At 68.3% G+C, this 23,282-nt stretch carries 24 protein-coding genes; 7 read left to right on the top strand and 17 right to left on the bottom strand.

What is annotated here, in order from left to right:
* The 11 genes from GEV07_05690 to GEV07_05640 all read right to left on the bottom strand — a co-directional run bounded on the left by GEV07_05690 (position 1) and on the right by GEV07_05640 (position 10,774).
* On the bottom strand, positions 1-1,617 hold the full coding sequence (locus GEV07_05690) for an acyl-CoA carboxylase subunit beta (protein MQA02227.1): 1,617 nt from the start codon (positions 1,615-1,617) through the stop codon (positions 1-3).
* Complete coding sequence (locus GEV07_05685; protein MQA02226.1) at positions 1,476-3,026, bottom strand: AMP-binding protein; 1,551 nt, start codon at positions 3,024-3,026, stop codon at positions 1,476-1,478. The genes GEV07_05690 and GEV07_05685 overlap by 142 nt, the downstream gene beginning before the upstream one ends.
* A complete protein-coding gene (locus GEV07_05680; protein MQA02225.1) occupies positions 3,023-4,927 on the bottom strand; it encodes a SidA/IucD/PvdA family monooxygenase in 1,905 nt (634 codons plus the stop codon). The genes GEV07_05685 and GEV07_05680 overlap by 4 nt, the downstream gene beginning before the upstream one ends.
* Before the next feature lie 13 nt (positions 4,928-4,940).
* Positions 4,941-5,696 carry an SDR family oxidoreductase gene (locus GEV07_05675; GenBank protein MQA02224.1) on the bottom strand — a complete coding sequence of 252 codons (756 nt, stop codon included), beginning with the start codon at positions 5,694-5,696 and terminating at the stop codon, positions 4,941-4,943.
* Between the two features lie 28 nt (positions 5,697-5,724).
* Positions 5,725-7,224, bottom strand: a complete 1,500-nt coding sequence (locus GEV07_05670; protein MQA02223.1) for a tripartite tricarboxylate transporter permease — start codon at positions 7,222-7,224, stop codon at positions 5,725-5,727.
* Positions 7,224-7,769, bottom strand: a complete 546-nt coding sequence (locus GEV07_05665; GenBank protein ID MQA02222.1) for a hypothetical protein — start codon at positions 7,767-7,769, stop codon at positions 7,224-7,226. The genes GEV07_05670 and GEV07_05665 overlap by 1 nt, the downstream gene beginning before the upstream one ends.
* Positions 7,706-8,167, bottom strand: a complete 462-nt coding sequence (locus GEV07_05660) for a hypothetical protein (protein MQA02221.1) — start codon at positions 8,165-8,167, stop codon at positions 7,706-7,708. Before GEV07_05660 ends, GEV07_05665 begins: the two co-directional genes overlap by 64 nt.
* Complete coding sequence (locus GEV07_05655) at positions 8,143-8,736, bottom strand: hypothetical protein (GenBank protein ID MQA02220.1); 594 nt, start codon at positions 8,734-8,736, stop codon at positions 8,143-8,145. Before GEV07_05655 ends, GEV07_05660 begins: the two co-directional genes overlap by 25 nt.
* 10 nt (positions 8,737-8,746) lie before the next feature.
* Entirely contained in the window at positions 8,747-9,907 is a 1,161-nt protein-coding gene (locus tag GEV07_05650; protein MQA02219.1) for an acyl-CoA dehydrogenase, read from the bottom strand.
* Positions 9,908-9,983: 76 nt separating this feature from the next.
* On the bottom strand, positions 9,984-10,457 hold the full coding sequence (locus tag GEV07_05645) for an SDR family oxidoreductase (protein ID MQA02218.1): 474 nt from the start codon (positions 10,455-10,457) through the stop codon (positions 9,984-9,986).
* Positions 10,304-10,774: an SDR family NAD(P)-dependent oxidoreductase gene (locus GEV07_05640; GenBank protein MQA02217.1), complete on the bottom strand. Its 471-nt coding sequence runs from the start codon at positions 10,772-10,774 to the stop codon at positions 10,304-10,306. Before GEV07_05640 ends, GEV07_05645 begins: the two co-directional genes overlap by 154 nt.
* 191 nt (positions 10,775-10,965) lie before the next feature.
* Here GEV07_05640 and GEV07_05635 point away from each other — a divergent pair, with 191 nt between their 5' ends.
* From GEV07_05635 to GEV07_05625, 3 genes are all read left to right on the top strand, one after another.
* The gene (locus tag GEV07_05635; GenBank protein ID MQA02216.1) at positions 10,966-11,655 is read left to right on the top strand and encodes an FCD domain-containing protein; all 690 of its coding nucleotides are present in this window, start codon (positions 10,966-10,968) and stop codon (positions 11,653-11,655) included.
* A 67-nt stretch (positions 11,656-11,722) separates the two neighbouring features.
* Positions 11,723-12,121: a TIGR03618 family F420-dependent PPOX class oxidoreductase gene (locus GEV07_05630; GenBank protein MQA02215.1), complete on the top strand. Its 399-nt coding sequence runs from the start codon at positions 11,723-11,725 to the stop codon at positions 12,119-12,121.
* Between the two features lie 48 nt (positions 12,122-12,169).
* Entirely contained in the window at positions 12,170-12,706 is a 537-nt protein-coding gene (locus GEV07_05625; GenBank protein ID MQA02214.1) for a cupin domain-containing protein, read from the top strand.
* 12 nt (positions 12,707-12,718) lie between these two features.
* Here GEV07_05625 and GEV07_05620 read toward each other — a convergent pair whose 3' ends face one another.
* Together GEV07_05620 and GEV07_05615 are read right to left on the bottom strand one after the other, a co-directional pair.
* A complete protein-coding gene (locus GEV07_05620) occupies positions 12,719-14,269 on the bottom strand; it encodes a UDP-N-acetylglucosamine 1-carboxyvinyltransferase (protein ID MQA02213.1) in 1,551 nt (516 codons plus the stop codon).
* Between the two features lie 59 nt (positions 14,270-14,328).
* Positions 14,329-15,792, bottom strand: coding sequence for an NAD(P)-binding protein (locus tag GEV07_05615; protein ID MQA02212.1), 1,464 nt, complete (start codon positions 15,790-15,792; stop codon positions 14,329-14,331).
* Positions 15,793-16,145: 353 nt separating this feature from the next.
* On the opposite strand from GEV07_05615, the gene GEV07_05610 reads away from it, so the two are divergent.
* Both GEV07_05610 and GEV07_05605 read left to right on the top strand, forming a co-directional pair.
* The gene (locus GEV07_05610; protein MQA02211.1) at positions 16,146-17,240 is read left to right on the top strand and encodes a hypothetical protein; all 1,095 of its coding nucleotides are present in this window, start codon (positions 16,146-16,148) and stop codon (positions 17,238-17,240) included.
* Between the two features lie 80 nt (positions 17,241-17,320).
* Positions 17,321-18,409: a hypothetical protein gene (locus GEV07_05605; protein MQA02210.1), complete on the top strand. Its 1,089-nt coding sequence runs from the start codon at positions 17,321-17,323 to the stop codon at positions 18,407-18,409.
* A gap of 22 nt (positions 18,410-18,431) precedes the next feature.
* Here GEV07_05605 and GEV07_05600 read toward each other — a convergent pair whose 3' ends face one another.
* Together GEV07_05600 and GEV07_05595 are read right to left on the bottom strand one after the other, a co-directional pair.
* Entirely contained in the window at positions 18,432-18,779 is a 348-nt protein-coding gene (locus tag GEV07_05600) for a thiol reductase thioredoxin (GenBank protein MQA02209.1), read from the bottom strand.
* The gene (locus GEV07_05595) at positions 18,776-19,186 is read right to left on the bottom strand and encodes a MerR family transcriptional regulator (GenBank protein MQA02208.1); all 411 of its coding nucleotides are present in this window, start codon (positions 19,184-19,186) and stop codon (positions 18,776-18,778) included. The genes GEV07_05600 and GEV07_05595 overlap by 4 nt, the downstream gene beginning before the upstream one ends.
* Positions 19,187-19,366: 180 nt before the next feature.
* Here GEV07_05595 and GEV07_05590 point away from each other — a divergent pair, with 180 nt between their 5' ends.
* Both GEV07_05590 and GEV07_05585 read left to right on the top strand, forming a co-directional pair.
* Positions 19,367-19,699, top strand: coding sequence for a hypothetical protein (locus GEV07_05590; GenBank protein ID MQA02207.1), 333 nt, complete (start codon positions 19,367-19,369; stop codon positions 19,697-19,699).
* Positions 19,696-20,967 (top strand): hypothetical protein, encoded by a 1,272-nt coding sequence (locus GEV07_05585; GenBank protein MQA02206.1) that lies wholly within the window; start codon positions 19,696-19,698, stop codon positions 20,965-20,967. The genes GEV07_05590 and GEV07_05585 overlap by 4 nt, the downstream gene beginning before the upstream one ends.
* 7 nt (positions 20,968-20,974) lie before the next feature.
* Here GEV07_05585 and GEV07_05580 read toward each other — a convergent pair whose 3' ends face one another.
* Together GEV07_05580 and GEV07_05575 are read right to left on the bottom strand one after the other, a co-directional pair.
* Positions 20,975-21,922, bottom strand: a complete 948-nt coding sequence (locus GEV07_05580; protein MQA02205.1) for an amidohydrolase family protein — start codon at positions 21,920-21,922, stop codon at positions 20,975-20,977.
* Between the two features lie 204 nt (positions 21,923-22,126).
* Positions 22,127-23,233 (bottom strand): ring-opening amidohydrolase, encoded by a 1,107-nt coding sequence (locus GEV07_05575; protein MQA02204.1) that lies wholly within the window; start codon positions 23,231-23,233, stop codon positions 22,127-22,129.
* Positions 23,234-23,282: the final 49 nt, after the last annotated feature.

The raw sequence follows: 23,282 nt of genomic DNA, 5'->3' as shown, positions 1-23,282 counted from the left end.
TCACCTCGCTCCTGCCAGGGTCAGGGCACGGCAGACCACCTGTCTGGTGCCCGCGGGCGCAATGACATCGTCCAGGTAGGCGTCGCCTGCCGCGATGTACGGGCTCATCTGCGCGCGGTAGTCGTCGGTCGCCTTCGCCAACTCGTCCACCGTCGCGCCGGGCCCGAGGATGGTGCGGGCGGCCGCCTCAGGACCCATCAGACCGATCTCCGCGCCCGGCCACGCGTAGACGAAGTCCGCCCCCATCGCCTTGCCGCCCAGGGCCAGGTAGGAGAGCCCGAACGACTTGCGCAGGATGAGGGTGATCTTCGGTGTGGTCACGCCGGCCACCGCGCACAACAGCTCGGCTGCGTATCGCACCTGGCCCTCCCGTTCGGCGTCCAGGCCGACGATGAAGCCAGGAACGTCCTGGAAGAACACCACCGGCAGTCGTCGGCGCTGACAGAGGTCGAGGAAGTTCTTCACCTTTACCGACGACTTGGTGTCGAGCACACCTGCCTTCCGGTTCGGTTGGCTGGCGACGATCCCTACGGGGATGCCGTCGAAGGCGCCGAGCCCGGTGACGAGGTTACGTGCATGGCCGCTCTTGAGCTCGAAGAAGTCACCGTCGTCGAGCACACCACGCAACACCTGGAGCATGTCGTACGGCTTTGTGAAGCGCTCCGCCACCGTCTCGACCAGCTCCGGCACCTGGCGGTCGGCCGGGTCGGCGGTCGGCCGGCCGGCGGCTCCCACGTACGTCAGGAACGTCCTGATGGACGCCAGGCAGTCGGCGTCGTCGGTGGCAACGTAGTCGACCATTCCGGTGCCGGCCTCCTGCATCGCAGGTCCGCCGATCTCGTCCTCGGTCAGCTGGTGCCCGGTGCCCGCCCGGATGACCGAAGGGCCGGACATCGCGAGGAATCCCGTGCCGGCAACCATCGGCACGTAGTCGGACAGCGCCGCGTAGAAAGCCGGACCGCCGAAGCACTTGCCCATGATCGCGGCCACCGTAGGCACCGCGGCACGCAGCTCCATCTGGGTACGGAACCCGGCACCCACGAACGCCGACGTAGCCCCGATCGACTCCTGGATGCGCCCAGCCGAGCCCTCGAGCAGCGCGACGTACGGGTAGCCCCGCTCGATGCTGAGCCGCTTCAGCCGCTCGATCTTCCGCGCCCCGGTTGTACCGCGCGCACCGCCGAAGACCGTGCCGTCGTCGGCCTGCACACAGACCGGCTGGCCGACGACCAGGCCGACACCGGTGACCACACCGTCGCCAGGCGCCTCCGGCTCGTCCACGGCAGCGGTGTTGCGACCCGCCTCGTGTGCCGGCCCGGCGAGCTCGGTGAACGACCCCTCGTCACACAGGTACGCCATGCGTTCGCGCGCCAACAGCTTGCCGCGCTCGGTGTTCCGCTTCTTCGCCCGGTCGGACCCGTGCGCGTGGTACCGCCGCTTGAACTCCGCCAGCTCGGCGAGCCGTTCGCTCCAACTCATGGCAGCGGCTTCCTCAACTCGTCGCCGTGTCGACTCGCGATGTCGCGCTTGGACAGCTTCCCGGTGCGGGTACGCGGCAACGCATGCGCGGGCAGGATCGCCTGCGGCACCTTGTACGACGCCAGCGACTCCCGGCATCTCCTATACAGCGCGTCGACGAGCTCCGCAGTGACGTCCTCGGTCTCCACGACGGCGACGGGGACGGTGCCGCCGGCTGCCGCCTCCAACCCGAACACGGCGCAGTCGTGGACGCCGGGATGGTCACGGATCACGGTCTCGATCTCGCCCGGCGACACGGTGAATCCCCTGCTCTTGAACGTCTCGCTCCTGCGCTCCACGAAGTGGAGCGAGCCGTCGGCCCGGATCTCGCCGATGTCGCCGGTACGCAGCCAACCGTCGGTGTCCGTGATGGGCGTGAAGTCGCCGGGACCGTTCCAGTAGCCGGGGCTGACCTGCGGCCCACGCAACCGGATCTCCCCGGGCCGGTCGGCTTCCGTCGGCTGCCCGTCCTGGCCCACGATCACGCGTTCCACGCCGTGCGAGGGCCAACCGTCGCAGCCGGCGTGGATCGCATCGTCGACGCTCAGCTCGTTGGCGTACGTGGCCGGGCCGCAGGTCTCCGTCATGCCGTAGCCGACGACGAGGCTCTCGACGCCGAGCCGTTCGTAGATCGGCGCGTCCACAGCCATCCGGGGGAAGATGCTGGCCTTCAGAAACCTGAGCTCCTGGCAGTGGCCGCCGGCGCCCAGCGCCTTGAGCACCTGCCGGTGCACGGCCAGGTGGGTGGCGCCGTACGTCTTGCTCAGTAGCGCGGCGGTCGTCAGGTCGCTGTCGTCGTAGAGGATGAGTGCGCTTCCCACGACCAGACTCGCCAGCACTCCGTTGTGGCAACCGGTGATGGCGGACAGTGGATAGCCGAGCAGGGTCACGTCGTCCGGGCTCAGTCCGCCTGCGACCTTCACCGCGTTACGGATGTTCCGTTGCGTGAGCACGACGCCCTTCGGGTCCGCGGTCGTGCCCGAGGTGAACATGATGAACGCGGGGTCGCCCGGTCGGTGCGCGGTTGGCTGGAAGGTCTCCTCCGGAGTGGTCACGACGCCGTCGTCGACGTAGCTCAGCGTGTGCTCGAGCACCGGTAGCTCGCCCGCTGCCGCGAGCTCCGCGACGAGCTGCTCGTAGTCGAGGTGCCTGCTTGCCCCTCCGAGCACGAGGAACCTGGCCGAGCAGTTGTTGAGCGCAAAGGCCAGGTCGCGCGTGCGCAGGCGCGGGTTCAGCGGAACCGCGACCGCGCCGACCGCATGACAGGCCAGCTGGGCGAACACGAACTCACGACAGTTCGGCAGCCAGATCCCCACCCGGTCACCGGCCACACAGCCCAGCCCGGTCAACCGGTTCGCCAACTGCGTCGCGGCACCGTGGACGTACGCGAAGGTGTACTCGCCCTCCGCATCGACGAGGAACCTCTTCGTAGGTGTCCCGGTAGCGTGCCGACGCAGGTACGCGTACGGGTCAAGTACCGCCTCGGCGGCGTCGACGTCAGTCGTCATGGCAACGCCTGCCGTTGCCTGACCACGTGGAAGTCGTCGAGCTCGGGCTTTCTGGTCATGTTCCAGTACTGCTGCAGGGTCCAGGGATGGTTGGCCACGATGCGGCCGGTGCTGTTCTTGTAACGGCTGTTCACGCCTTCCTCGGTCCACACCATCTGTTCCATCGCCTTGTCGAGCTCAGCGTTGTAGGCGTCGCAGGTCGCCTGCCTACACTCGATCTCCGCGATCGACTCGGCGTTCATCAGCTTCAGCGCCTCGGCGACGTAGTGCGACTGGGTCTCACCGACGAATGTGGCACCGCCACCGTGGCCGATGCTGGAGTTCGGTCCCTGGATGGCGAACAGGTTCGGGAAGTCGGGCAGTGTGATGCCCAGGTATGCGCGTGCGTCGTCCGAGCTGCCGGCAATCTCGCCAGGGGTACGGCCGCTGCGGCCACGCACCTCCATGGGGAACAGGAACTTCGCCGCCTGGAAGCCTGTCCCCACGACGATCACGTCGGCGCGGTGGTGCCCGCCATCGGCGGTGCGCAGACCGGACTCGTCGGCCGCCACGATCCGGTCGGCCACCAGGGTGACGTTCGGCTTGGTGAGGGTCTTGTACCAGTCGTTGTCGATGACCATCCGCTTGACGTACGGCGGGTACTGCGGCGTCACCTTCGCGGCCAGCTCGGCGTCGCCACCGGTCTGTTCCCAGATGTACTTCTCCAGGTCCGCGCGCAACTGCTCGCTCGCCTCGTTGGTACCCCTGCCCGACCAGGCCGGATCCTTGATCAGGTAGGGATGCATCCGGTCGCCGTACTCCCAGTACAGCGCGAACCGGTAGAGCTGTCCGTAGTACGGCAGCTCGTCGAGCAACCAGATCAGCTCGGGTGCGATCTGCTCGTCGACAGCCTTGACCCGCCGCGGCTTGATCCACGCCGGCGACCGCTGGAAGACGGTGACTTCCCCCAGCTCGGCGAGTGCCTTCGCCACCTGAACGCCGCTCGACCCGTTGCCGATCAACGCGATGCGCTTGCCTTCGAGCGCCACGTCGTGCCGCCAACGTGCGGTGTGGAAGACCTCGCCGGCGAACGCGTCGAGGCCGGGGATGTCCGGCGGCTTCGGCTGGTTCAGCGTGCCGACAGCGGTGATCAGCACCTTGACCGTGTACTCGCGTGCGGCGCCCGAGGCGCTGTCGACGGCGTGCACGTGCCACCGCTGCTGTTCCTCGTCGTACCACGCGCCCTGCACCTCGGTGCCGAACCGTACGCGTTCGCGCAGCCCGCGGTTCGTGGCGTAGTCCTTGAGGTAGCCCAGCATCTCGTGCCGCTTGACGTAGTACGACGGCCAGTCGTTCTTGGGCGCGAAGCTCCAGGTGTAGACGTGCGGATGGGTGTCGAGACCGCAGCCGGGATAGGTGTTCTCGAACCAGACCCCGCCGACGTCCTCGTGCTTCTCCAAGATGGTGTAGTCGGCGTTCAGCTCGTCCAACCGGGTGGCCATAGCCAGCCCGGACAGGCCGGCGCCGATGACCACCACGTCGATGCGTGCGTCCCAACGGGTGTCCGAGGCAACCGTGGCGGGTTCGTCGAGACCCAGGTCGTGTCGGAACTTGGCGAGATAGTCGTCGCCGACACGTGGCGCAGTTACCAACTGCATGACACGTCGCAGCTCGGCCGCCGACAACCGCGTGGTCGCAGGCCGCCGCCAACCGTGCTCGTCGAACAGCGTGGCCGCACGGGCGACCAAGCCGTCCTGGTCGTCGGCGAGCACGTACGCGCGCCGCTCGCCCGGCGGTTGGTCGAGGTACGCGTCGATCGCCGCGAGCACCTCACGATCACCGGAGACGAGCGCTGTCGCAGCCGCGAGTATCCGCGGGTCGGCGACGGAAAGGTTCCGGTGTGGCTCTGGGTCCCTCGTCATGCTGCCCCGACCCTTATACCGTGGGCCGGCCGGCGACGTACAGGATCTGCCCCGTCACGTATCCCGCGCGTTCGGAGGCGAAGAACGCGATCGCGTCCGCGATGTCCTCGGGTAGACCGGTGCGCTTCACCGCAGACCGCTCGACGGCTCGCGCTTTGACGTCCTCCCAGGACGCCCCGGTGCGTTCCGCGACGCCCTTGGTCATCTCGCTCTCCACGAAGCCGGGCGCCACGGCGTTGACGGTGATGCCGAACTTCCCCAGCTCGGTCGCGAGCGTGCGGGTCATGCCCTGCAACCCGGCCTTGGCCGCCGAGTAGTTGACCTGACCCCGGTTGCCGAGCGCCGAGGTGGACGACAGGTTGACGATCCGCCCGTACCGCTGCGACACCATCACCGCCTGGACCGCTTTGCTGCAGTAGAACGCCCCGGTGAGGTGCGTGTTCATCACGGCGAACCAGTCCTCGTCGGTCATCTTGAAGAGCAGGTTGTCCCTCGTGACACCGGCGTTGTTCACGAGGATGTCGATCCGGCCGAACTTCTCCTGCACCGTGTCGACCGCCGACTGCACATCCGCCGAGCTCGTGACGTCGCACGTCACGGCGATCGCGTCCTCGCCGATCTCGCCGGCCACCTGGGTGCTGGTCGCCTGGTCCATGTCGAGTACGGCGACCTTGGCACCGCCCGCCGCCAACCGCTTGCCGGTCGCTGCACCGATGCCGCGACCGGCGCCCGTCACCATCGCGACCTGACCCTCGAACTCGGCCGTCATACTGTCGTCCTCCCTCTGCTGCGGTTGATCAGTCTTCGTCTTCCGTACGTATTCGGGACCGCTTCGCCAGGACCACGAAGAGCGCGGAAAGGACGACGGTCCCGATGAGGATGGCCAGACTCAGCGGCCGGGTGAAGAAGATGGCGAACGAGCCCTGCGACAGCGTCAGCGACTGGCGCAGGCTGCTCTCGAACTGGTTGCCGATGACGAACGCCAGCACCAACGGCGCCAACGGATACCCGTGGACGCGGGCGAAGTAGCCGAGCACGCCGAAGATCGCGACAGCGATCACGTCCGCGACCGAGTTGTTCAATGCGAAGGTGCCCAACCCGATGATCACGAGCAGGATCGGGTACAGGACGGGGAAAGGAATCTCCAGCAGCTTCGTCCACACCCGGATGAGCGGGATGTTCAGGATGACCAACATGATGTTGCCGAGGAACATGCTCGCCATCAGGCCCCAGACCACCTCGGGCGCCTTGTCGATGAGCAATGGGCCCGGCTCGACACCGTTGATCATCAGCGCGCCGAGCAGCACCGCCGTCGTCGCAGTCGTGGGGGTGCCGAGGCTGAGCATCGGGACGAACGCGCTCGTGCTGCCGGCGTTGTTCGCGGCCTCAGGACCAGCCACACCCTCGATCGCACCCTTGCCGAACCTGGCCGGCTGCTTGGCAACGCGCTTCTCCAGGCTGTACGACGCGAACGACGACAGCAGCGCTCCTGCCCCGGGCACCAGACCGAGGATCATGCCGGTGCCCGTACCCCGCGCTACGGGAGCCAGGGAAGCGCGCAGCTCGGCACCTGTCGGCACCATCTCGCGCAGGCGTACGGAGATCGGCGTGGTCCGCTGGTCCCGCAGTGACATGAGGATCTCCGAGATGCCGAACAGGCCCATGATTACGACGACCAGGTTGAAGCCGTCCTGCAGGAACAGGAAGTCGAAGGTGAACCGTTGGTCGCCGGTGAACATGTCGGTGCCGACGGTCGTCAGCAACAGCCCGGCGGCTGTCATGATCATCGCTTTGCGGAACGAGCCCTGCGTCAGGGAGCTGACGAGCGTCAGGGCAAACAGCATGATCGCGCAGATCTCCGGCGGACCGAACCGCAGCCCGAAGTCTGCGAGCACCTGCGCGAGGAACACCATGGCGACCACAGCGCACAGACTGCCGACGAACGACGCCAGTGCCCCGATACACAAGGCCGCGCCCGCTCTGCCCTTCTTCGCCAGCGGATGGCCGTCGAAGGCCGTGACGATGGCCGTAGCCTCACCGGGGATGTTCAGCAGCACCGAGGTGATGGTACCGCCGTACATCGAGCCGTAGTAGATGCCCGCGAGCATCACGATCGCCGTGGTCGGTTCGAGATAGAAGGTGACCGGCAACAACAGCGACATCGACGCCGTCGGCCCGAGGCCGGGCAGCACACCGATCAGGTTGCCGATCACGACCCCGACGAACACCGCCGCGATGTTGATCGGCGTGAGGATGGTCGCGAAGCCGGAGAGCAACGCGCTGAGGGTGTCGGCCATCAGAACAGGGCCTCGAGCGGACCGTTGGGCAGCGGCACTCCGAACGCGACCGCGAGGACGGCGTACATGCCGAGCGAGGTCCCTATGCTGATCGCCAGGCTCTTGGGCACGGGCTGCTTCTCCACGGCGACGAGCAGGAACATCATCATCAGCACCGACACCAGAACTGTGCCGAGATACGGCAGCAGCACTGCGAACAAGACCACACAGAGGATCACCAGCGCGCGTCGTAGCCGCAGCTGCCCACGGTCGTCGGCCTCCTCGCTCGCGTCCTGCGTACGCCGGTGGCTCGGCAACAGCAGGTCGACAACGACAAGTACGCCGATGGCTACGCTCATCAGGATCGGGAACAGCGCTGGCCCGGGTTTCGCGAACGACCCGAACTCGAGGCCGCGCGCTGCCCACACCACGAACGCGGCCAGGGCGGCCCATGCGACGAACGGACCGACCCTGTCCACCGACAGCACGGGAGCGCGCCCGATCACTTGATCAGACCCAGCCGCTGCATGACGGGCCGATAGGTCTTGATGCTGGCGTCCGGCCACTCCTGGAACTGCTCATGGTCGAACCACTCGGCCCGGTAGCCAGTCTCCTTGATCATCTTGGCGTACTTGGGCGTGTCGACGGCCTCCTTCATCGAGGCGCGCAGCTTGCTGACGATCTCCTTCGGTGTCTTCGCGGACACGCAGACGGTGTGGCGGAGGTCGAGGTCGACGTCGTACCCAAGCTCGATGAGGGTCTTCAGGTCGGGCCGGTCGGGTGACCGCTTCTTCCCGCAGCAGATCAGGGTTCGCAGCCGACCGCCGGAGACGATGTGGTCCTTGATCCTCGGCATGGTCGCCATCAGGAAGTCGACGTGTCCACCGAGCACCGCCTCGAGCGCCGGTCCGCCGCCGGCGAACGGTACGTGGGTGATCTTCACCCCGGCCTTCTCACCGAGCATGGCGCTCGCCACGGGTGCGCGGAGCCGGCGCCTGACGAGCCGTATGACACCTTTCCTGGCTTGGACTTGGCGTGGTCGAGCAGCTCCTCCATCGAGGAGAACGGCGACTTCTTCGGCACGACGACGAAGTACTCGCCCACCCCGGATGCACCGATCGTCGCGAAGTCCTCGAACTGCACCGGCATCTTCTTGTGCTGGAGCATGACCATCTCGAAGTCCAGGTGCGGGCGGATGTACCACTTGTAGCCGTCCGCCGGCTGGTTCAACAGGTACTTCGCGGCGGTCAGGCCGGAGGCGCCTGGCATGAACTCCAGCTTGGTCGGCCGCCCGCGTAGCTCGCTGGCGTACTCGACCACGCCTCGCCCCATGACGTCGGTCGATCCGCCGGGCTCGTAGCCGCTGTAGAGGCTGATGGGTTTGGTGGGATAGTCATCGGCCGCCCCGCCACTGCCCTTGCCGTTCTCCTTGCCGAACAGCGTGAGGCCGCCAATGCCCGCGACCCCCGCAACGCCGACCGAACCGTAGATGAGGGCCTGCCGCCGCGTGAACTGCTTCTTGTTCTCGGTCATATCCACTCCGTTAGTGGCCGCACCCCGTGGTAGATACGATCCCCGTGAGTCGTGCGATATTGCGCAGTTGAATTTCGCTGGTGCCTTCGCTGACCGGATACAAGAACGCGTCGCGCAAGAAGCGCTGCACAGGCGTCTCCATGATGTAGGACATTCCGCCGAACACCTGCATAGCGTCGGTCGCGACGGAGACGGCCGCTTCACTGGCAACCAGCTTCGCCATGTTCGTGGCGCCGGTGGTCGTCTGGCCCTGCTCGACTCGTACGGCCGCATCCCTGACATGCAGCGCCGCCGAACGCACGGTGGTCAGCATCCGTGCGAGCTTGAACTGGATCGCCTGATGCTGGTTGATCGGCCTGCCGAACGTCGACCGATCGTGGGCGTACGCCACCGCGGCGTCGTACGCCGCCCTGGCCACACCCAGGCTGCGGGAAGCGTGGTTCACCCGACCCAGCTCTAGCGTCTCGCCGACGTACTCCAGCCCGCGCCCTTCCTCGCCGAGCAGCGCCTCCGCCGGGAGCTCGCAGTCGAGGTAGACCATGCCGGTCTCCATCGACCAGTGGCCGAGCTTGTCCATCTTCTCGACGGTCACGCCTGGCGTGCTCGTATCGACGAGGAACGCGCTCAGCCCATTGCGCCGCGCCTCCTTGTCCGTGTAGACGACGACGAACAAGTACTCCGCGAACGGCGCCTTCGTGATGTACATCTTGTTGGCCGTGATGCGCCACCCGTCGGCCGTCCGTACGGCGCGGCCCGACATGTTCAGGACGTCGGAGCCCGCGTCCGGCTCGGTGATCGCGAACGAGCCCGTGCACTCGCCGGCCAAAGTCGGCACCAGGTACCTGTCGCGCTGCTCCTGCGACGCGTACTTGAACAGGTTCAGGCCGAGGCCGTTGAGCCCGGTAGCCAGGCCGGCGCAGACGTAGGCGAGCTCCTCCGTCGCGATCGCCTGGTAGCGCACGCCGGCCCCGAGCCCGCCGAGCTCCTCGGCAAGGGTGAGGCCGATCAGTCCCTGGTCGGCGGCCTTCTTCAGCAGCTCACGGGGATACTTCCCAGTCGCCTCGGCTTCGTCGGAGCGTGGCGCGAGCTCTCGCTTGGCGAACGCACGGACCGAGCTGCGGAACGCCCGTTGCTCGTCGGTGTCGTCCAGGTCGAGAACAACGCTGGTCATGTACGTCCTCCGTCGCTAAAGCCCACTAAATCAATGGGGAAACCAGGTGAATCTACACAGTGGCACGCGCCGTCGGTCAGACGGCCGATCGACTGGCGCCTCCGTCGACGAGGAGCGAGGCGCCGGTGATGAACGCGGCCCGCTCGGACGCGAGGAAGGTCACCGCAGCGGCGATGTCTTCCGGCGTACCCAACCGGCCGAGCGCCGTTTCGCCGGCGAGGTTGGCGAGGTGCTGCTCCACGGTGAGGTCGGGCTGGCCGGTCTGGTTGGCCCACGCGACCTTCTTGCGCAGCCGAGGAGTGTCCACCGGCCCCGGATGGACGGCGGTAACACAGATGCCGTACTTGGCGACCTCGTCGGAGACGGACTTGGTGAAGGCCTGGATGATGGCGGCACTCACCATGCCCAGGTTGTAGTCCGGCCACGCGGTGCGGCTCTCCAGCCCGCCCACGTTGACGATCCGGCCCCAGCTCTTGGCTTCATCCCGGGCAGGACGTCCCTGGTGAGTCGTACGTAGGACAGCGGCTTGAGCCGCAGCCCATCCCGCCACTGCTGGTCGTCGAACCGTTCCAGGCCGCCCCACGGAGTGCCGCCTGCGTTGTTGACCAGGACGTCCACGCCACCGAGGTCGTCGACCTGCTGCTTGACCAGGTCGGTGCCGGCGAGTTCCGTGATGTCGGCCGCGACCGCCCAGGCCCGGCGGCCTGCGGTCTCCACGTCCTGCGCCACCTTGTCGAGGCGGGTGGTGTCCCTGCCGACGACGACCACGTCGGCACCCTCGGTGGCCAGCTCGACGGCGACGGCGCGACCGATCCCGCTCGTGGCGCCCGTCACGAGCGCCGTCCGTCCCTCGAGCCCCAGACGCATGAATGACTCCTTCGCAGCGTTGCGATGTTAGGGCTGTGTCTATCAAACATTTTTTATCAAAACAAGCCACTTGGATCGGTCCACAGGTCGCACGGCTGCGGACTAGCGCTGGATTGGACCGCTATGATTAAGTATCAAAGCGGTCCTTCGATGGGGACGGACACGACCGACGATGGAGGTGCTAGCCGCGCGTGGCGAAGCTCGATGCTGCTGACGTGACCGTCAAGCGCCCCAACCTCAAGCAGGAGGTCGCCAAGTACGTCCGTGACCTGATCCTGTCCGGCGGCGCACGCCCCGGCCAGCGACTGGACCAGGACCGCATTGCCGAGGAGCTCGGCGTCAGCCGACTGCCGGTGCGCGAGGCCCTGATCACCCTCGAAGGCGAGGGGCTGGTCGAGAACGTCGCGCGGCACGGCTCGTACGTCGCGTCCCTGGAGCCGGCTGACATCAGCGACCAGTTCGAGATGTACGGGCTGCTCAGCGGCCTCGCGGCCGCCAGGGCCGCCATCGCACGACCGGACGGCATGGTCGAACAGCTCGAGCAGATCGTCGCCCAGATGCGCGTGAACACCGACCCACGCGAGCACGACCGGCTCAACTTCATGTTCCACCAGGTCATCAACAAGGCCGGAGCCTCGCGCCGGCTCGTCGCGGTGCTACGAACCCTGTCCGGCTCCATGCCGACGCACTTCTTCGAGCACCACACCGGCCGTGGCTTTCGCGAGCAGGCGCTCGACGAACACGACACCATCCTCGAGGCGCTGCGTAACGGGGACGGTCAGGCCGCGTCGACCGCGCTGATCGAGCACTTCACCCACACGGGCAAGGAAGCGGTCCAGATGCTGCGCGAGAACGGCTTCTGGGACCACGAGGAGTCGTAACCGGCTCGGAATGTGACTGTGTGATGAGGTGTTGTCGTCCGCAGGCGAGGGAGAGGACGATGCATCGATGACCGCCACTACGATTCCCGAGGACTACCGTGACCTGCTCGAGCGTCCGCTGGTAGGCGATCTCGCCACGGTGCGGCCGGACGGCACTCCGCAGGTGAACGCGATGTGGTTCAAGTGGGACGGTGAGCATCTCCTGTTCACCCACGTCGTCACCAGGCAGAAGCACCGCAACGTGGAGGCGAACCCGGCCGTCGCGTTCTCCGTGATCGACCCGGACAACCCGTACCGGCATCTGGAAGTACGCGGTGTGGTGGAGCGGCTTGACCCCGATCCCCGTGGCGACCTCTACGTCGAGCTGGCGCAGCGCTACGGCGCACCGTGGGGCACCAAACCGCCGAAGGACGCGGCGGACCGGGCCGTGCTCGTGGTGCGGCCGACGAAGACCAGCACGCACTGACCGTGGTCCGCAGAAAGCGGGATGCCGCGCTGACGGAGGTGACCGACGGTGGTCGAGGCGGGAGACACGCTGCACCAGGGCGAGACCGACACGATGGTGTTCCACACGACCGGCGCGGACAGCGACGGTGAGTACCTCGAGGTGGAGACGACGTACGGGCCGATGGGCGAGCTGCGGCCGCCCATGCACTACCACCCGCACCAGGTCGAGCTGTTCCAGGTGCTCGACAGGGAGCTGACGTTCGACCTCGACCGCGAGCTCCGTACCGTGGCTGCCGGCGACGAGCTGACGATCCCCCGCCGGCAGCCGCACATGGCGTGGAACGCGGGCTCGCAGCCGGTGCGCTTCCGCTGGCGCACGACGCCCGCGCTGCGTACGGAGAACATGTTCGAGACGATGTGGGGGTTGGTCGAGGCCGGCACCATGGGCAGGCACGGGCAGCCGCGCCCGCCGTTCCTGCAGTCGGTGCTGCTGATGTGGACGTACCGGCAGGAGTTCCGGCTCACCTCGCCGCCCTACCCCGTCGCCGCGGCCGTGGGCTGCGTGCTGGCCGTGCCCGCGCGCGCTCTCGGCTACCGGGCCTGATCCAGCCGCGGCTCAGATGTCGCGGAAGACCCCGATCCTGGCGCCGAGCAGGTTCAGCCGCTCCGCCAGCTGCTCGTAGCCGCGGTTGATCACGTAGACGTTGCGCAGCACCGACGTACCGCGGGCGGCGAGCATGGCGAGCAGCGTGACCACCGCGGGACGCAGGGCGGCGGGACACATCACCTCGGCGGCCGACCAGTGCGTCGGGCCCTCCACGTACACCCGGTGCGGGTCGAGGAGGGTGACGCTCGCGCCGAGCTTGGTGAGCTCGGTGAAGTAGAGCGCGCGGTTCTCGTACACCCAGTCGTGGATCAGCGTGGAACCGTGTGCGGTCGCGGCGATGAGCGCGAAGAACGGCAGGTTGTCGATGTTCAGGCCGGGGAACGGCATCGGGTGGATCTTGTCGATCGGCGCCTTCAGCACCGACGGGTGGATGGTGAGGTCGACCAGCCGGGTACGGCCGTTCGCCGCCGGGTACTCGTCGCTGCGCTCGTAGCTGAGGCCCATCTCCTCGAGCAGCGCCAGCTCGATCTCAAGGAACTCGATCGGCGCCCGCTTGATGGTGATCTTCGAGTCGGTGACGATCGCGGCGGTGATCAGGCTCATCGCCTCGATCGGGTCCTCGGACGGTGCATAGTCGACGTCGAAGTCGATCTGGCCGACGCCGTGCACGGTGAGCGCGGTGGTGCCGATGCCCTCGATCCTCACCCCGAGTGCGTCGAGGAAGAAGCAGAGGTCCTGCACCATGTAGTTCGGGCTGGCGTTGCGGATCACCGTGACGCCCTCGCGACCGGCCGCGGCCAGCAGCGCGTTCTCGGTGACGGTGTCGCCCCGCTCGGTCAGCACGATCGGCCGCGTCGGCCGTATCGTCCGGTCCACCTCCGCGTGGTAGCTGCCCGACGTCGCCTTGACCTCGAGGCCGAACGGCCGCAGCGCCGTCATGTGCGGCTCGACGGTACGCGCACCGAGCTTGCAGCCGCCGGCGTACGGCAGCTCGAACTTCTCCTCGGTGTGCATCAGCGGGCCGAGGAACATGATGATGCTCCTGGTGCGGCGCGCCGCCTCCACGTCCATGTTCGCCAGGTCGAACTGCTCCGGCGGCACGATCTCCAGGTCGTTGTCCTCGTTCAGCCAGCGGATCTTCACGCCGATGCTGGTCAGCACCTCGACGATCCGGTTGACCTCTTCGATCCTGGCGACCTTGCGCAACGTCGTGCGGCCCTTGTTCAGCATCGCGGCGCACAGCAGCGCGACACCGGCGTTCTTGCTCGTCTTCACGTTGATGCTGCCGGACAGCCGGCGGCCGCCGACGACCCGTAGATGCATGGTGCCGGCGTGCCCGAGCGAGACGATCTCCGAGTCCACCGCCTCACTGATCCGCGCCAGCATCTCGAGGCTGACGTTCTGGTGGCCGTTCTCGATCCGGTTGATCGCACTCTGGCTGGTGCCGATGGCCTCGGCCAGCTGGGCCTGCGTCCACCCGCCGTGCTTGCGGGCATCGCGGATCAGGATGCCGACTTTGCGCAGGTAGTCGGTGGACTGGAGTTCTCGTTCCTCGGACACGAGAGGAGAAGATATCTCACATATGAGTTAAACCGTGGCACGACCCGCGTGTTGGGCGCTCAGCGGCCGACGCCGCCCAGCTCGGGGGCACGGCGGACGCCGAACCGGTGCCGCAGCGCCGACTTCGCCGCCTGGAAGCCGCACATACCGTGCACCCCCGCACCCGGGGACGTGGACGACGAGCAGAGGAAGACCGAGGGCAGCGGGGTGCGGTAGGGGTCCCACTGCGGCACCGGCCGGAAGAGCAGCTGCCGCACGGTGGCTGCGCCGCCGGTGAAGTCGCCGTCGACGTACGCCGGGTTGTAGCGCTCGTAGTCGACCGCCGTACGGACGGCCCGGTCGACGACGACGTCGCGGAAGCCGGGGGCGAACCGTTCGAGCTGGGCGTCGATGCGGTCGGAGACGTCCACGTCCGAGCCAGGGGGCACGGTGCAGTACGCCCACAGCACGTGGCGGCCGGCCGGTGCCCGCGAGTCGTCGACCAGGCTCGGCTGGGCGGCGAGGACGAACGGGCGCTGCGGGTGCCGGCCGCCGACCACGTCGGCCATCGCCTGGTCGACCTCGGCCCAGCGCCCGCCCACGTGCACGGTGCCGGCACGGCGGCACTCCGCCGCCGCCCACGGCACCGGCTCGGACAGCGCGTAGTCGACCTTGCACACGCCCGCACCCGGCCGGAAACGGTGTACGGCGGCCGCGTACCACGCCGGCAGTCGGCCGCCGGCAAGGGCGAGGAACTGCTTCGGCGCCAGGTCGAGCAGCACGGCTCGCGCGCGCGGCAGCTCCCGCAGGTCCCGCACCGGCTCGCCGACGCGTATCTCACCGCCGAGGCTGCGCAGCGCGGCGGCCAGCGCGTCGGTGATGGCCCGGCTGCCGCCGCGCGGCATCGGCCACCCGGTGGTGTGCGCAAGCATCGTGAGCAGCAGCCCGAACGGCGCGGTGGCCAGCCGGCGCAGTGGCTGCACCGCGTGCGCCGCGGCGCCGGTGAACAGGCCGCGGGCCTCCTCGGTGCGGAAGGTGCGGGGCACGCCCCGGCCGGTCAGCCGCAACATCGCGGCCGCCAGCGCCGCGGCGCCGCCAGGGTCGGTCGGCAGCCGGCGAAGCGGCGGCGCGAGCAGCAGCTCACTCAGCTCGGTCGCGGACGCCACAAGCGGCCGGAAGATGCGGCGGTACGCGTCCGCGTCCGGCCCCAGCCGCGCCGCCGTGTCCGCCACCGAGCCGAGCACCACCCCGGCGCGGCCGCCGTCGAGCGGATGGGCGTACGCCACCTCGGGCACCCGCAGGTCGACGCGTGCGGTGAGGTCGAACGCGCGGAAGAACGGCGACGCGACGGCCATCGGGTGCACCGCGGAGCAGACGTCGTGCACGAACCCGGGCGAGGTGAGCGCGCTCGTCCGGCATCCGCCACCGATCTCAGGGGCGCCCTCGTAGACGCGGACACCGAGTCCCGCGGCCGCCAGCGTCACCGCGGCGGCCAGCCCGTTCGGGCCGGCACCGACCACGATCGCATCCGGGCAGTCCGTCATACCGACGCCTACTCTCCGTGCAGCCACGCTCTGCGGGTACCCCGGTTGCCAGTCTGCACCGCCCGCCGCGGACACTCCGCGTGCATCCCGCGGAAGCCAGCATGAGCTGCGAGGACAGCAGGCACCACGACGGCGACTCCCTGGTGGTCAGGCGGTCCGCCAAGGCCCAACTACGGTCAGTGACAACACGCGGGGACCCCCCGGGGATTGAGGGGCATGGACGGACTATGTATCGTGCTTTTCGCCCCTAGTACGTAACCATTCATGCCCCGAGGAGAAATCTTCCTGTGACCTTGCCGAGTCGGCGAGGCCTGCGGATTATTTCCCAGCCCCGACCCCCCCACCGACGACGCTTGAGCAGTGCCCTCGCACTCGCATGGGTGCTCCCAGCGTTGATGTTCCTTGCCCTGCTGCAGGCCGCAGGGCCCGCGGGCGACCAGGGAGCGCTGTCCCTGGATCAGGCCCGCCCTGTCAAGAAGGACGTCAAGGCAACCCTGGCCAAGCTGAAGAAGCAGGCCGACAAGTCGTCCGCCGAACTCAGCGCCGCGACCAAGCGGTACGAGAAGAACAAGAGCAGCGTCAAGCTCGCCAAGGCACGGCTACAGCGCACGCAGGTCGCATCCGCCCGCGCCGACCAGGTCTACGAGAAGTACCGCAGCAGGGTCGGCTCGTTCGCCGGTTCGGCGTACCAGGCTCCGCTGCCGGACCAGAACAGCGTCCTGCTGACCTCCAAGGACGGCAAGGAAGCCATCGACAAGGCCACCTCGCTGAACATCATGAGCAAGGGCGAGCAGGCCGCCGTCGAGCTGGCCAGCACGGAGAAGCGGCGGGCCGACGTGCTCGCCGAGCAGGCCGAGAAGCTGGCCGCCAAGACGACGGCGATGCAGAAGAAGCTCGCCGCCGAGGTCAAGACGCTGCGGAAGAGGTCCGCGGAGTCGACCAGGAAGCTCACCAAGCTGCTCAACCGGCTCGCCGGCGGCGCCGCGTCCCGTTACGCCTCGCGTGCGGTGCTTGACGCGCGGTGCAAGAACGCCGACTACGACTCGGGCTCGTTCTCCAACGGACTGGTGCCCGAGTGGGCGTTGTGCAGCCTGCCCGGCTACTCGGGTGAGCAGCTGCGCGGCGACGCCGCACGCGGCTTCGTGGACGCGAACGCCGCGTTCCACGACCAGTTCGGCAAGAAGATGTGCATCACCGACTCGTACCGCAGCCTGTCGGAACAGCAGGCGGTGTACGCACAGAAGCCCGGCCTGGCCGCCGTACCCGGCACGAGCAACCACGGCGAGGGTCTCGCTCTCGACCTGTGTGGTGGCATCAACCGGTTCGGCACCGCGGAGCACAACTGGCTGGCCGCCAACGGCCCGAAGTACGGGTGGGTGCACCCGGACTGGGCGAAGTGCTGCCCGGCCGAGGCCTGGCACTTCGAGTACAAGCCCGGGACCGGCTGACACGTCCGATTTGCGGGCAATAGCACGATAACCGTGTGTCGTAGCGCGGTCACCGCACCGTCGCCGGTTACCGTGACACCGTGTTCCAGCTCGTCGTACGCGTGCTGGCCACCTTCGCCGTCCTCGCGACGTCGCTCCTCCTTCCCGTCCGGCCGGTCTCCGCGGACAGCGTCACGACGCTGCAGCGGCAGGTGGCCGACCTTCGCGTCGAAGCCAACCGGGCCACCAAGGCGCTGACGAAGAACACCAGCCGCTACGAGGAGGCGCGGCGACGGCTGCGGCAGACCGAACGCCGGCTGCTCGCCACCGCACAACACGAGCAACGGGTGAGCGACGACCGCGAGCAGGCACGGCAGGGGCTCGTCGACTTCGCCGTCGCCGCGTACCAGGGACCGGGCGGCGACGAGCTCAGCGGGCTGCTGGAGAACCCGCTGGCGACGGTCGCGCGCTCCCGCTCCACCAGCGACGCTGCGTACCTCGCGGACAGCCGCGCCCACGCCGTCCGCTCGTACGGCCAGGAGCTGGCCAGGCAACGGGCGCTGCACCGGCAGGCGAAGACGCTCGAACGGTCCGTCACCGGCCAGCAGAAGCGGCTGGCCGCCCAGCAGAAGCGGCTGCAGGCGGAGTCCAAGCGCATCACGGACAAGCTGCTCGACCGGCTCGACCGGCTGACCGTGCGGCTGGTCAAGGCCAAGCGGTACGGCGACGCGTTCCAGGTCAGCAGGGAGCGCCTGAAGCGCAGCGGCGCGAGCGGCGCCTCCTGCGAGAAGCCGACCGTGCGCGGCTTCCCCAACGGGCTGATCCCAATGGCGCTGCTGTGCCCGCTGCCGCAGCCGGGCCACTCGCTGCGCGCCGACGCGGCGCGCGGCTTCTGGCTGCTCGACACCGCGTACAAGATGCGCTTCGACCGCCACATCTGCATCACCGACTCGTACCGCTCGCTGGCGGCGCAGCACGCCGTCTACCGGGCGAAGCCCGGCCTTGCCGCGGTGCCAGGCACCAGCCGGCACGGCCTGGGCATGGCGGTCGACCTCGGCTGCGGCATCCAGATCTTCGGCTCGACCCCGTACCGCTGGATGAAACGCAACGCGCCCAAGTTCGGCTGGGTGCACCCGCGGTGGGCCGAGACTACGCGGCTCGAGCCGTGGCACTGGGAGTACCAGGGCTGACCGCGGTCAGCGGAGAGTCGGGTCAGAGTGCCTCCCGGAGAGCACCGAGCAGCCTGGCCTTCGAGCGGACCCCGACGATGCTCGACACCAGCTCGCCGGCCTTGTACAGGTGGAGCGTCGGGAAACCCATCACCCCGCCGGCGATGACGAGCGCGGACTCGTAGTCGCCGTCCACCCGCACGACCCGCAACCGGCCGGCGAACTCGGCGGCGATCTCCGCGAGGATCGGCGCAAGCATCCGGCACGGCGCGCAGCCGCGTCCCCAGAACTCGACGAGCACCGGCGTCCCGCTGCGGAGCACGAGCTCCGCGAACGTCGCCTCGGTCACGTCGACGATCTCCACCGTGCCCTCGCTGCTGGCCGTGGTCATGCTTGCTCCTTCGGTGGGAAGTAGGCGCACGCGGGGTCGGGGGCGCCGACGCCGTGGCGTACGAGCGCGTCCTGCAGCTGCTGGCCCAGCCTGGCGTGCACCTCCTGCAGCCTGGCGATGCACGTCTCCAGCTCCCGCATCTTCTGCCGGTAGGCGTGCAGCGAAGCGGGGCACGAGTCGCCGGCGTCGTTGCCCTCACGCAGGCACTCGACGAACGGGCGGGTCTCGTCGAGCGAGAACCCGATGTCCACCAGCGCCCGGATCTGTTCGACCACGCGGAGGTCGGACTCGTCATAGCTGCGGTAGCCGTTGGTCGTACGCCTGGCCGACAGGAGCCCGCCGTTCTCGTAGTGCCGCAACGCACGGGTCGTGATACCCGCGCGCTCGGCCAGCTCTCCTATCCGCATACCCGACGGTAGACCTTGCCGCCGACATCAAGGCCAACGTCGACAGCGGCTGTTCGGTGACCCGCGCCCTCGCTGGGTAAGAACCTCGTAATCGGGTGTAAGAGCCACGTAATCCCTTGTCCGGAACGGCTTCGCGACACTGCTTGTCGAAGGGACGTAACAGTTCGAGGGAGGTCCCTGATGGAACTCAGCGTCCGCGTAGGCGACCTGCGCAACCTGGCAGGCGTCACGAGAGCGATCGGCGACGAGGACGTACGGCCCGCAGTGCGCGTACTGGACGCCGGCACAGGCACGTTGGCCGCCGCTCGCCTGGCCGGGTTCGGATCACGGCCATCGATCGAGCGCTGTCTGCAGGTGTGGGAGGGCATCTTCGGCGGCATCGCCACCAAGCTCGTCAGCGTCGGCGACAAGTTCGACGCGACGGCCAACCAGGCAGGATCCGCCGACGTGGACTCGGCCGCGGCCTACCGACGGGTCGTCACCACCGACCCGGGAGACGTGGGGATCCGATGACCGTCACCGTCGACACGCTACGCGGGGTCAACCCGGGCGCGCTCGAGTCGCTCGGCTTCATCACCGCGGCGGACCGGGCAGGCAGCGCAGCTGATGCCTTCGACCGGGTCAGGAGCGCCGTCAGGGCTGGTCGGGTGTGGAGCGGCGAAGGCCAGCCGGAGGCGAGCACGGTCGTCCAGATCGACGCGCTCGCCCTGGCCGTCGCGCGAGCGCAGATGACCGCCGCGGACACCACGGCGCGCACGCTCGGCCTCGCGCTGCACCGCGCCAGGGGCGGCCTACTCGAGGCCGTTCGCGAGGTGGACGCGGATCCCGACCTCAGGCTCACCGACGAGGGCACTGTGGAGTTCGTCGGCGAGCCCATCAGGCACGGCAGCGGCTTCAGCGACGGAGCCGGCGGTGACAAGGCGGCCGCACTGACGCGGGTGATCAGGCTGATACTGATCTTCGCCGAGACCGCGGACGCGACCGCACGGACGGCGTTCGACCGCATCGCGCACAACACGCCCGTGTTCTCCGACGTCGCCGACGCCGGCTTCCTCGCCCGCAACACGCAGGCGCTCGACGCGGCGCTGCGGGAAGGCGCGCTCGCCCGCGCCAGACTGCGCGCATGGGAGCAGGCACCGCCGGTCACGTACGCGCAGTACCTCCAACTGGCCAGTGAGCTCGACGCCCGAGCGCTCGAAGCACTTGCGGGGCTGCCGCTGGCAATCGAGTCCGCAGTGCACGACTCCGGTCCGTTCTTCGCCGCGGCCGGATTCTTCGCACCGTGGAACCCACCCGTGGCAGTTGTCGCCGCGGTTGCCGGCGGTGGAGTCGCGACGTTCCATGTCGGGCCGTCGCTGTACGGGATATTCAAGCCCTATCTCGAAGGCGTACAACTGCCGGACCGCGGCGGCGCGCCCGGGAACGTCGCAGGCCGTACACCCGAAGTCGACGACGCGGAGCTGCGCGGCATCGTCACGACCCACTTCGACGTGGCTGCGGGGGACGTAACGGTAGGCCGTGGCTCAGGGACGCTGGCCGACCTCGCCAGATACCAGCGGGCAACCGGTCAGCAGCTCAGTCCGTCCGCCGGCCTGAATGACCTGGTGGAAGACCTGACCGGCCAACCGCTGGCGGAGCGCGACGCGGTGCGCCAGGCGACCGAGCTACGCGGCGAGCTGCGTAGCTGGCTCACCGACAACCCGGACGCATCGGCAGCGGACCGCCAGGTGGCCCGCTACGTCCTCGCCGATCTGGACGACGCGCTGGCGACGGACCCGTAATCGGCTGTCAGACCGCTTGCAGGGTGCCGGCCAGGTGCGGGAACAGGCGGAGTGCCGTGCCGCCGCTCACTTCGGCCAGGTCGGCCTGGGACAGCTGCGGGAGGGACGCGCGCGGCAGGTCGGCCATGGCGCCGTAGCCGGGCTCCTCCTCGATCCACGGGTAGTCGGAGCCCCACATCATCCTGCTGGCGCCGTACCACGAGACGATCGACGCGACGACCTCGTTGAGGTCCTGGTACGGCGGCTGCTGCCTGGAGAACGCGTACTGCCCCGCGAACGAGACGTGCACGTTCTCGACGTCGGACAGCCGCTGCAACGCCGCCAGGGTGGACTGCGGGAACGGGTCCGGGAACCACGGCCGACCGTGTCCGTCCACCCGCTTCTCGAACGGGCAGAACCCCATGTGGTTGAGCACGACGACGAGGTCTGGCACCACCTGGACCAGCTCTTCGAGCAGCGGCAGCTGATCGGGCGGCAGGTACGTCCACAGCGGCAAGCCCTGCTCGCTCAACGCTTCCGCGACCGGCAGGAAGGGTGACTCCTTCACCGAGCGTTCGGCATCACCCAACCAGCTGGCCCGCAACGCGTGGAAAGGGAACAGCGTGCGCCTGATACGCAGCACCTCGACCGGATCGTCGTCGGTCTTGCCCAGTACCGCCGCGCCAGCAACGCCGACCGCCGCAAAGCGGTTCGGCTCGCTCGCGAGAGCCTCCGCGACGTAACGGTCGTGGTGGTCGAGCGGAACCAGCACGGCAGCGTCCACACCCGCGGTGTCCATCTCCGCGGACAGCTGTTCGATGCTGGCTTCCCGGTCCGAAGGGACCATCTCGTTCGCGCCACGTGGATAGTCGTCGGTCACCGACCGGAACACGTGAGCGTGGGCATCAACCCGGACACCTCTCACGGCAACTTCCCCCTGTCCCCCAGTACCTCGGCCCAGTCGGGTCTGGTGCACGAGGCGTCAAGCTTTGCTGAAGCTCTGGCGTCCTTCCTACCAAGACGTTGAAGGGTACGAAACCCCGCCGAGGGCGTTAGTAGCGCTGTGTCACGCATCCACGATCACCCGGCCGTCGCCTGCACCGAGTGCACCCACGGTAGCGCAACTACGCCCTAGCTCGTCCAGATGTCGAGACATCCGGCCGGCAAGAACCAGACCTCCTCAGCCAAGATCTACGATCGCGGCGACCGGTCCGCCGCCGTCCGGCCCCTGGTGTGCAGCCGATACGGAGACGAAAACCGCAGGATCCCCACTGACGGACGCCGCCACGCCACCGACACAAGCCTTGATCTGCCGGTGCCAATGCACATCGGAATCGTCCAGCATGGCGTTACGCCAGCCACGCACGCGGCCGTCCTGGCTCGCCTCACACTTCAGGAACAGGTTGACCAGCCGACCGTCCAGGTCGGACGGGTGCGGACGCTGCGGCAACTCGAGTCCCGCGTCCTCGATGGCGGCCCACAGACCGTCCGTGTCGAGCGCGTCACGCATGACCGAGTGACCGATCCGGTAACGACCGCCGACGCCGCGCGCGTTGCCGACTACTACGACCTGTGCACGGTCCAGTTCCACCCCGGACGAACACGACGCCACCGACGAGTACAGCGAACGGTCACGCAGCACCTGGTCGTCGGTAGGTTGCTCGGTCTCGCCCAGTGCCACCGCGATCCCGAGTGCCGTGCAACCGTTCGACAGGTCCATCGACTCGAGCGTGTGTTCCGTCCACACCGTGTGTCCGCGGCTCTTCGCGTCCTGAATGGTGTCGATGGTGAGCAGTGGTGTCTTCGTCTGCACATAGTGCACGTCGGACGGATCGCTGATGCCCGCGCGTGCCATCGCGTCCTTCACCGCCGCCGCAACCTTCGTGACCATGCCGGTGCGGCCGATCTCCTCGGGCAGCAGCTCCTCGCTCATCGCGAAGCCGACGGTCAGCCGCGGTTCTTCGGTCGCGACGGTTCGTTCCGGTGGGAGCGTCGCGAACACCGTCGCGTGCGGGCTGATGACGCCGTCGGTGCCACCGGACCACACGATGGGTATCTGCTTGACCTCGGCCGACGACCTGGTGCCCTTCTCCTCGAGCACCTCACGGAACGCGCGGTCCGCGATGATCCTGGTGTAGTCGTTGACGCCACCGTTACCCTCGGTCTTGCCGATCACCGCGACGACCCGGTCTGCGTCGAACACACCGGCATCGATCAGGCGCACCAGCTCGGACGCGTCACTGACCGAGTGCAACGGGATCTTGCGTACCTCGATGGCTTCCGGCATCGACGGCTCCCTCCGTGGTCACGAACCGAAGAACGGTTGCGCCTAGCCC

It is taken from the genome of Streptosporangiales bacterium, assembly GCA_009379825.1.
Taxonomy (GTDB): domain Bacteria; phylum Actinomycetota; class Actinomycetes; order Streptosporangiales; family WHST01; genus WHST01.
The sequence above is the reverse complement of the archived record's forward strand: the minus strand, read 5'-3'. Positions and strand labels throughout refer to the sequence as shown.

Excerpts from the sequence above, each read along its gene's own strand:
- GEV07_05670 (MQA02223.1), bottom strand. The coding sequence starts at position 7,224 with ATGGCCGACACCCTCAGCGCGTTGCTCTCCGGCTTCGCGACCATCCTC.
- GEV07_05590 (MQA02207.1), top strand. The coding sequence starts at position 19,367 with ATGGAACTCAGCGTCCGCGTAGGCGACCTGCGCAACCTGGCAGGCGTC.
- GEV07_05660 (MQA02221.1), bottom strand. The coding sequence starts at position 8,167 with ATGCTCGGTGAGAAGGCCGGGGTGAAGATCACCCACGTACCGTTCGCC.
- GEV07_05630 (MQA02215.1), top strand. The coding sequence starts at position 11,723 with ATGACCGCCACTACGATTCCCGAGGACTACCGTGACCTGCTCGAGCGT.
- GEV07_05585 (MQA02206.1), top strand. The coding sequence starts at position 19,696 with ATGACCGTCACCGTCGACACGCTACGCGGGGTCAACCCGGGCGCGCTC.
- GEV07_05655 (MQA02220.1), bottom strand. The coding sequence starts at position 8,736 with ATGACCGAGAACAAGAAGCAGTTCACGCGGCGGCAGGCCCTCATCTAC.
- GEV07_05640 (MQA02217.1), bottom strand. The coding sequence starts at position 10,774 with ATGCGTCTGGGGCTCGAGGGACGGACGGCGCTCGTGACGGGCGCCACG.
- GEV07_05685 (MQA02226.1), bottom strand. The coding sequence starts at position 3,026 with ATGACGACTGACGTCGACGCCGCCGAGGCGGTACTTGACCCGTACGCG.
- GEV07_05600 (MQA02209.1), bottom strand. The coding sequence starts at position 18,779 with ATGACCACGGCCAGCAGCGAGGGCACGGTGGAGATCGTCGACGTGACC.
- GEV07_05575 (MQA02204.1), bottom strand. The coding sequence starts at position 23,233 with ATGCCGGAAGCCATCGAGGTACGCAAGATCCCGTTGCACTCGGTCAGT.
- GEV07_05595 (MQA02208.1), bottom strand. The coding sequence starts at position 19,186 with ATGCGGATAGGAGAGCTGGCCGAGCGCGCGGGTATCACGACCCGTGCG.
- GEV07_05675 (MQA02224.1), bottom strand. The coding sequence starts at position 5,696 with ATGACGGCCGAGTTCGAGGGTCAGGTCGCGATGGTGACGGGCGCCGGT.
- GEV07_05650 (MQA02219.1), bottom strand. The coding sequence starts at position 9,907 with ATGACCAGCGTTGTTCTCGACCTGGACGACACCGACGAGCAACGGGCG.
- GEV07_05615 (MQA02212.1), bottom strand. The coding sequence starts at position 15,792 with ATGACGGACTGCCCGGATGCGATCGTGGTCGGTGCCGGCCCGAACGGG.
- GEV07_05690 (MQA02227.1), bottom strand. The coding sequence starts at position 1,617 with ATGCCGGGAGTCGCTGGCGTCGTACAAGGTGCCGCAGGCGATCCTGCC.
- GEV07_05680 (MQA02225.1), bottom strand. The coding sequence starts at position 4,927 with ATGACGAGGGACCCAGAGCCACACCGGAACCTTTCCGTCGCCGACCCG.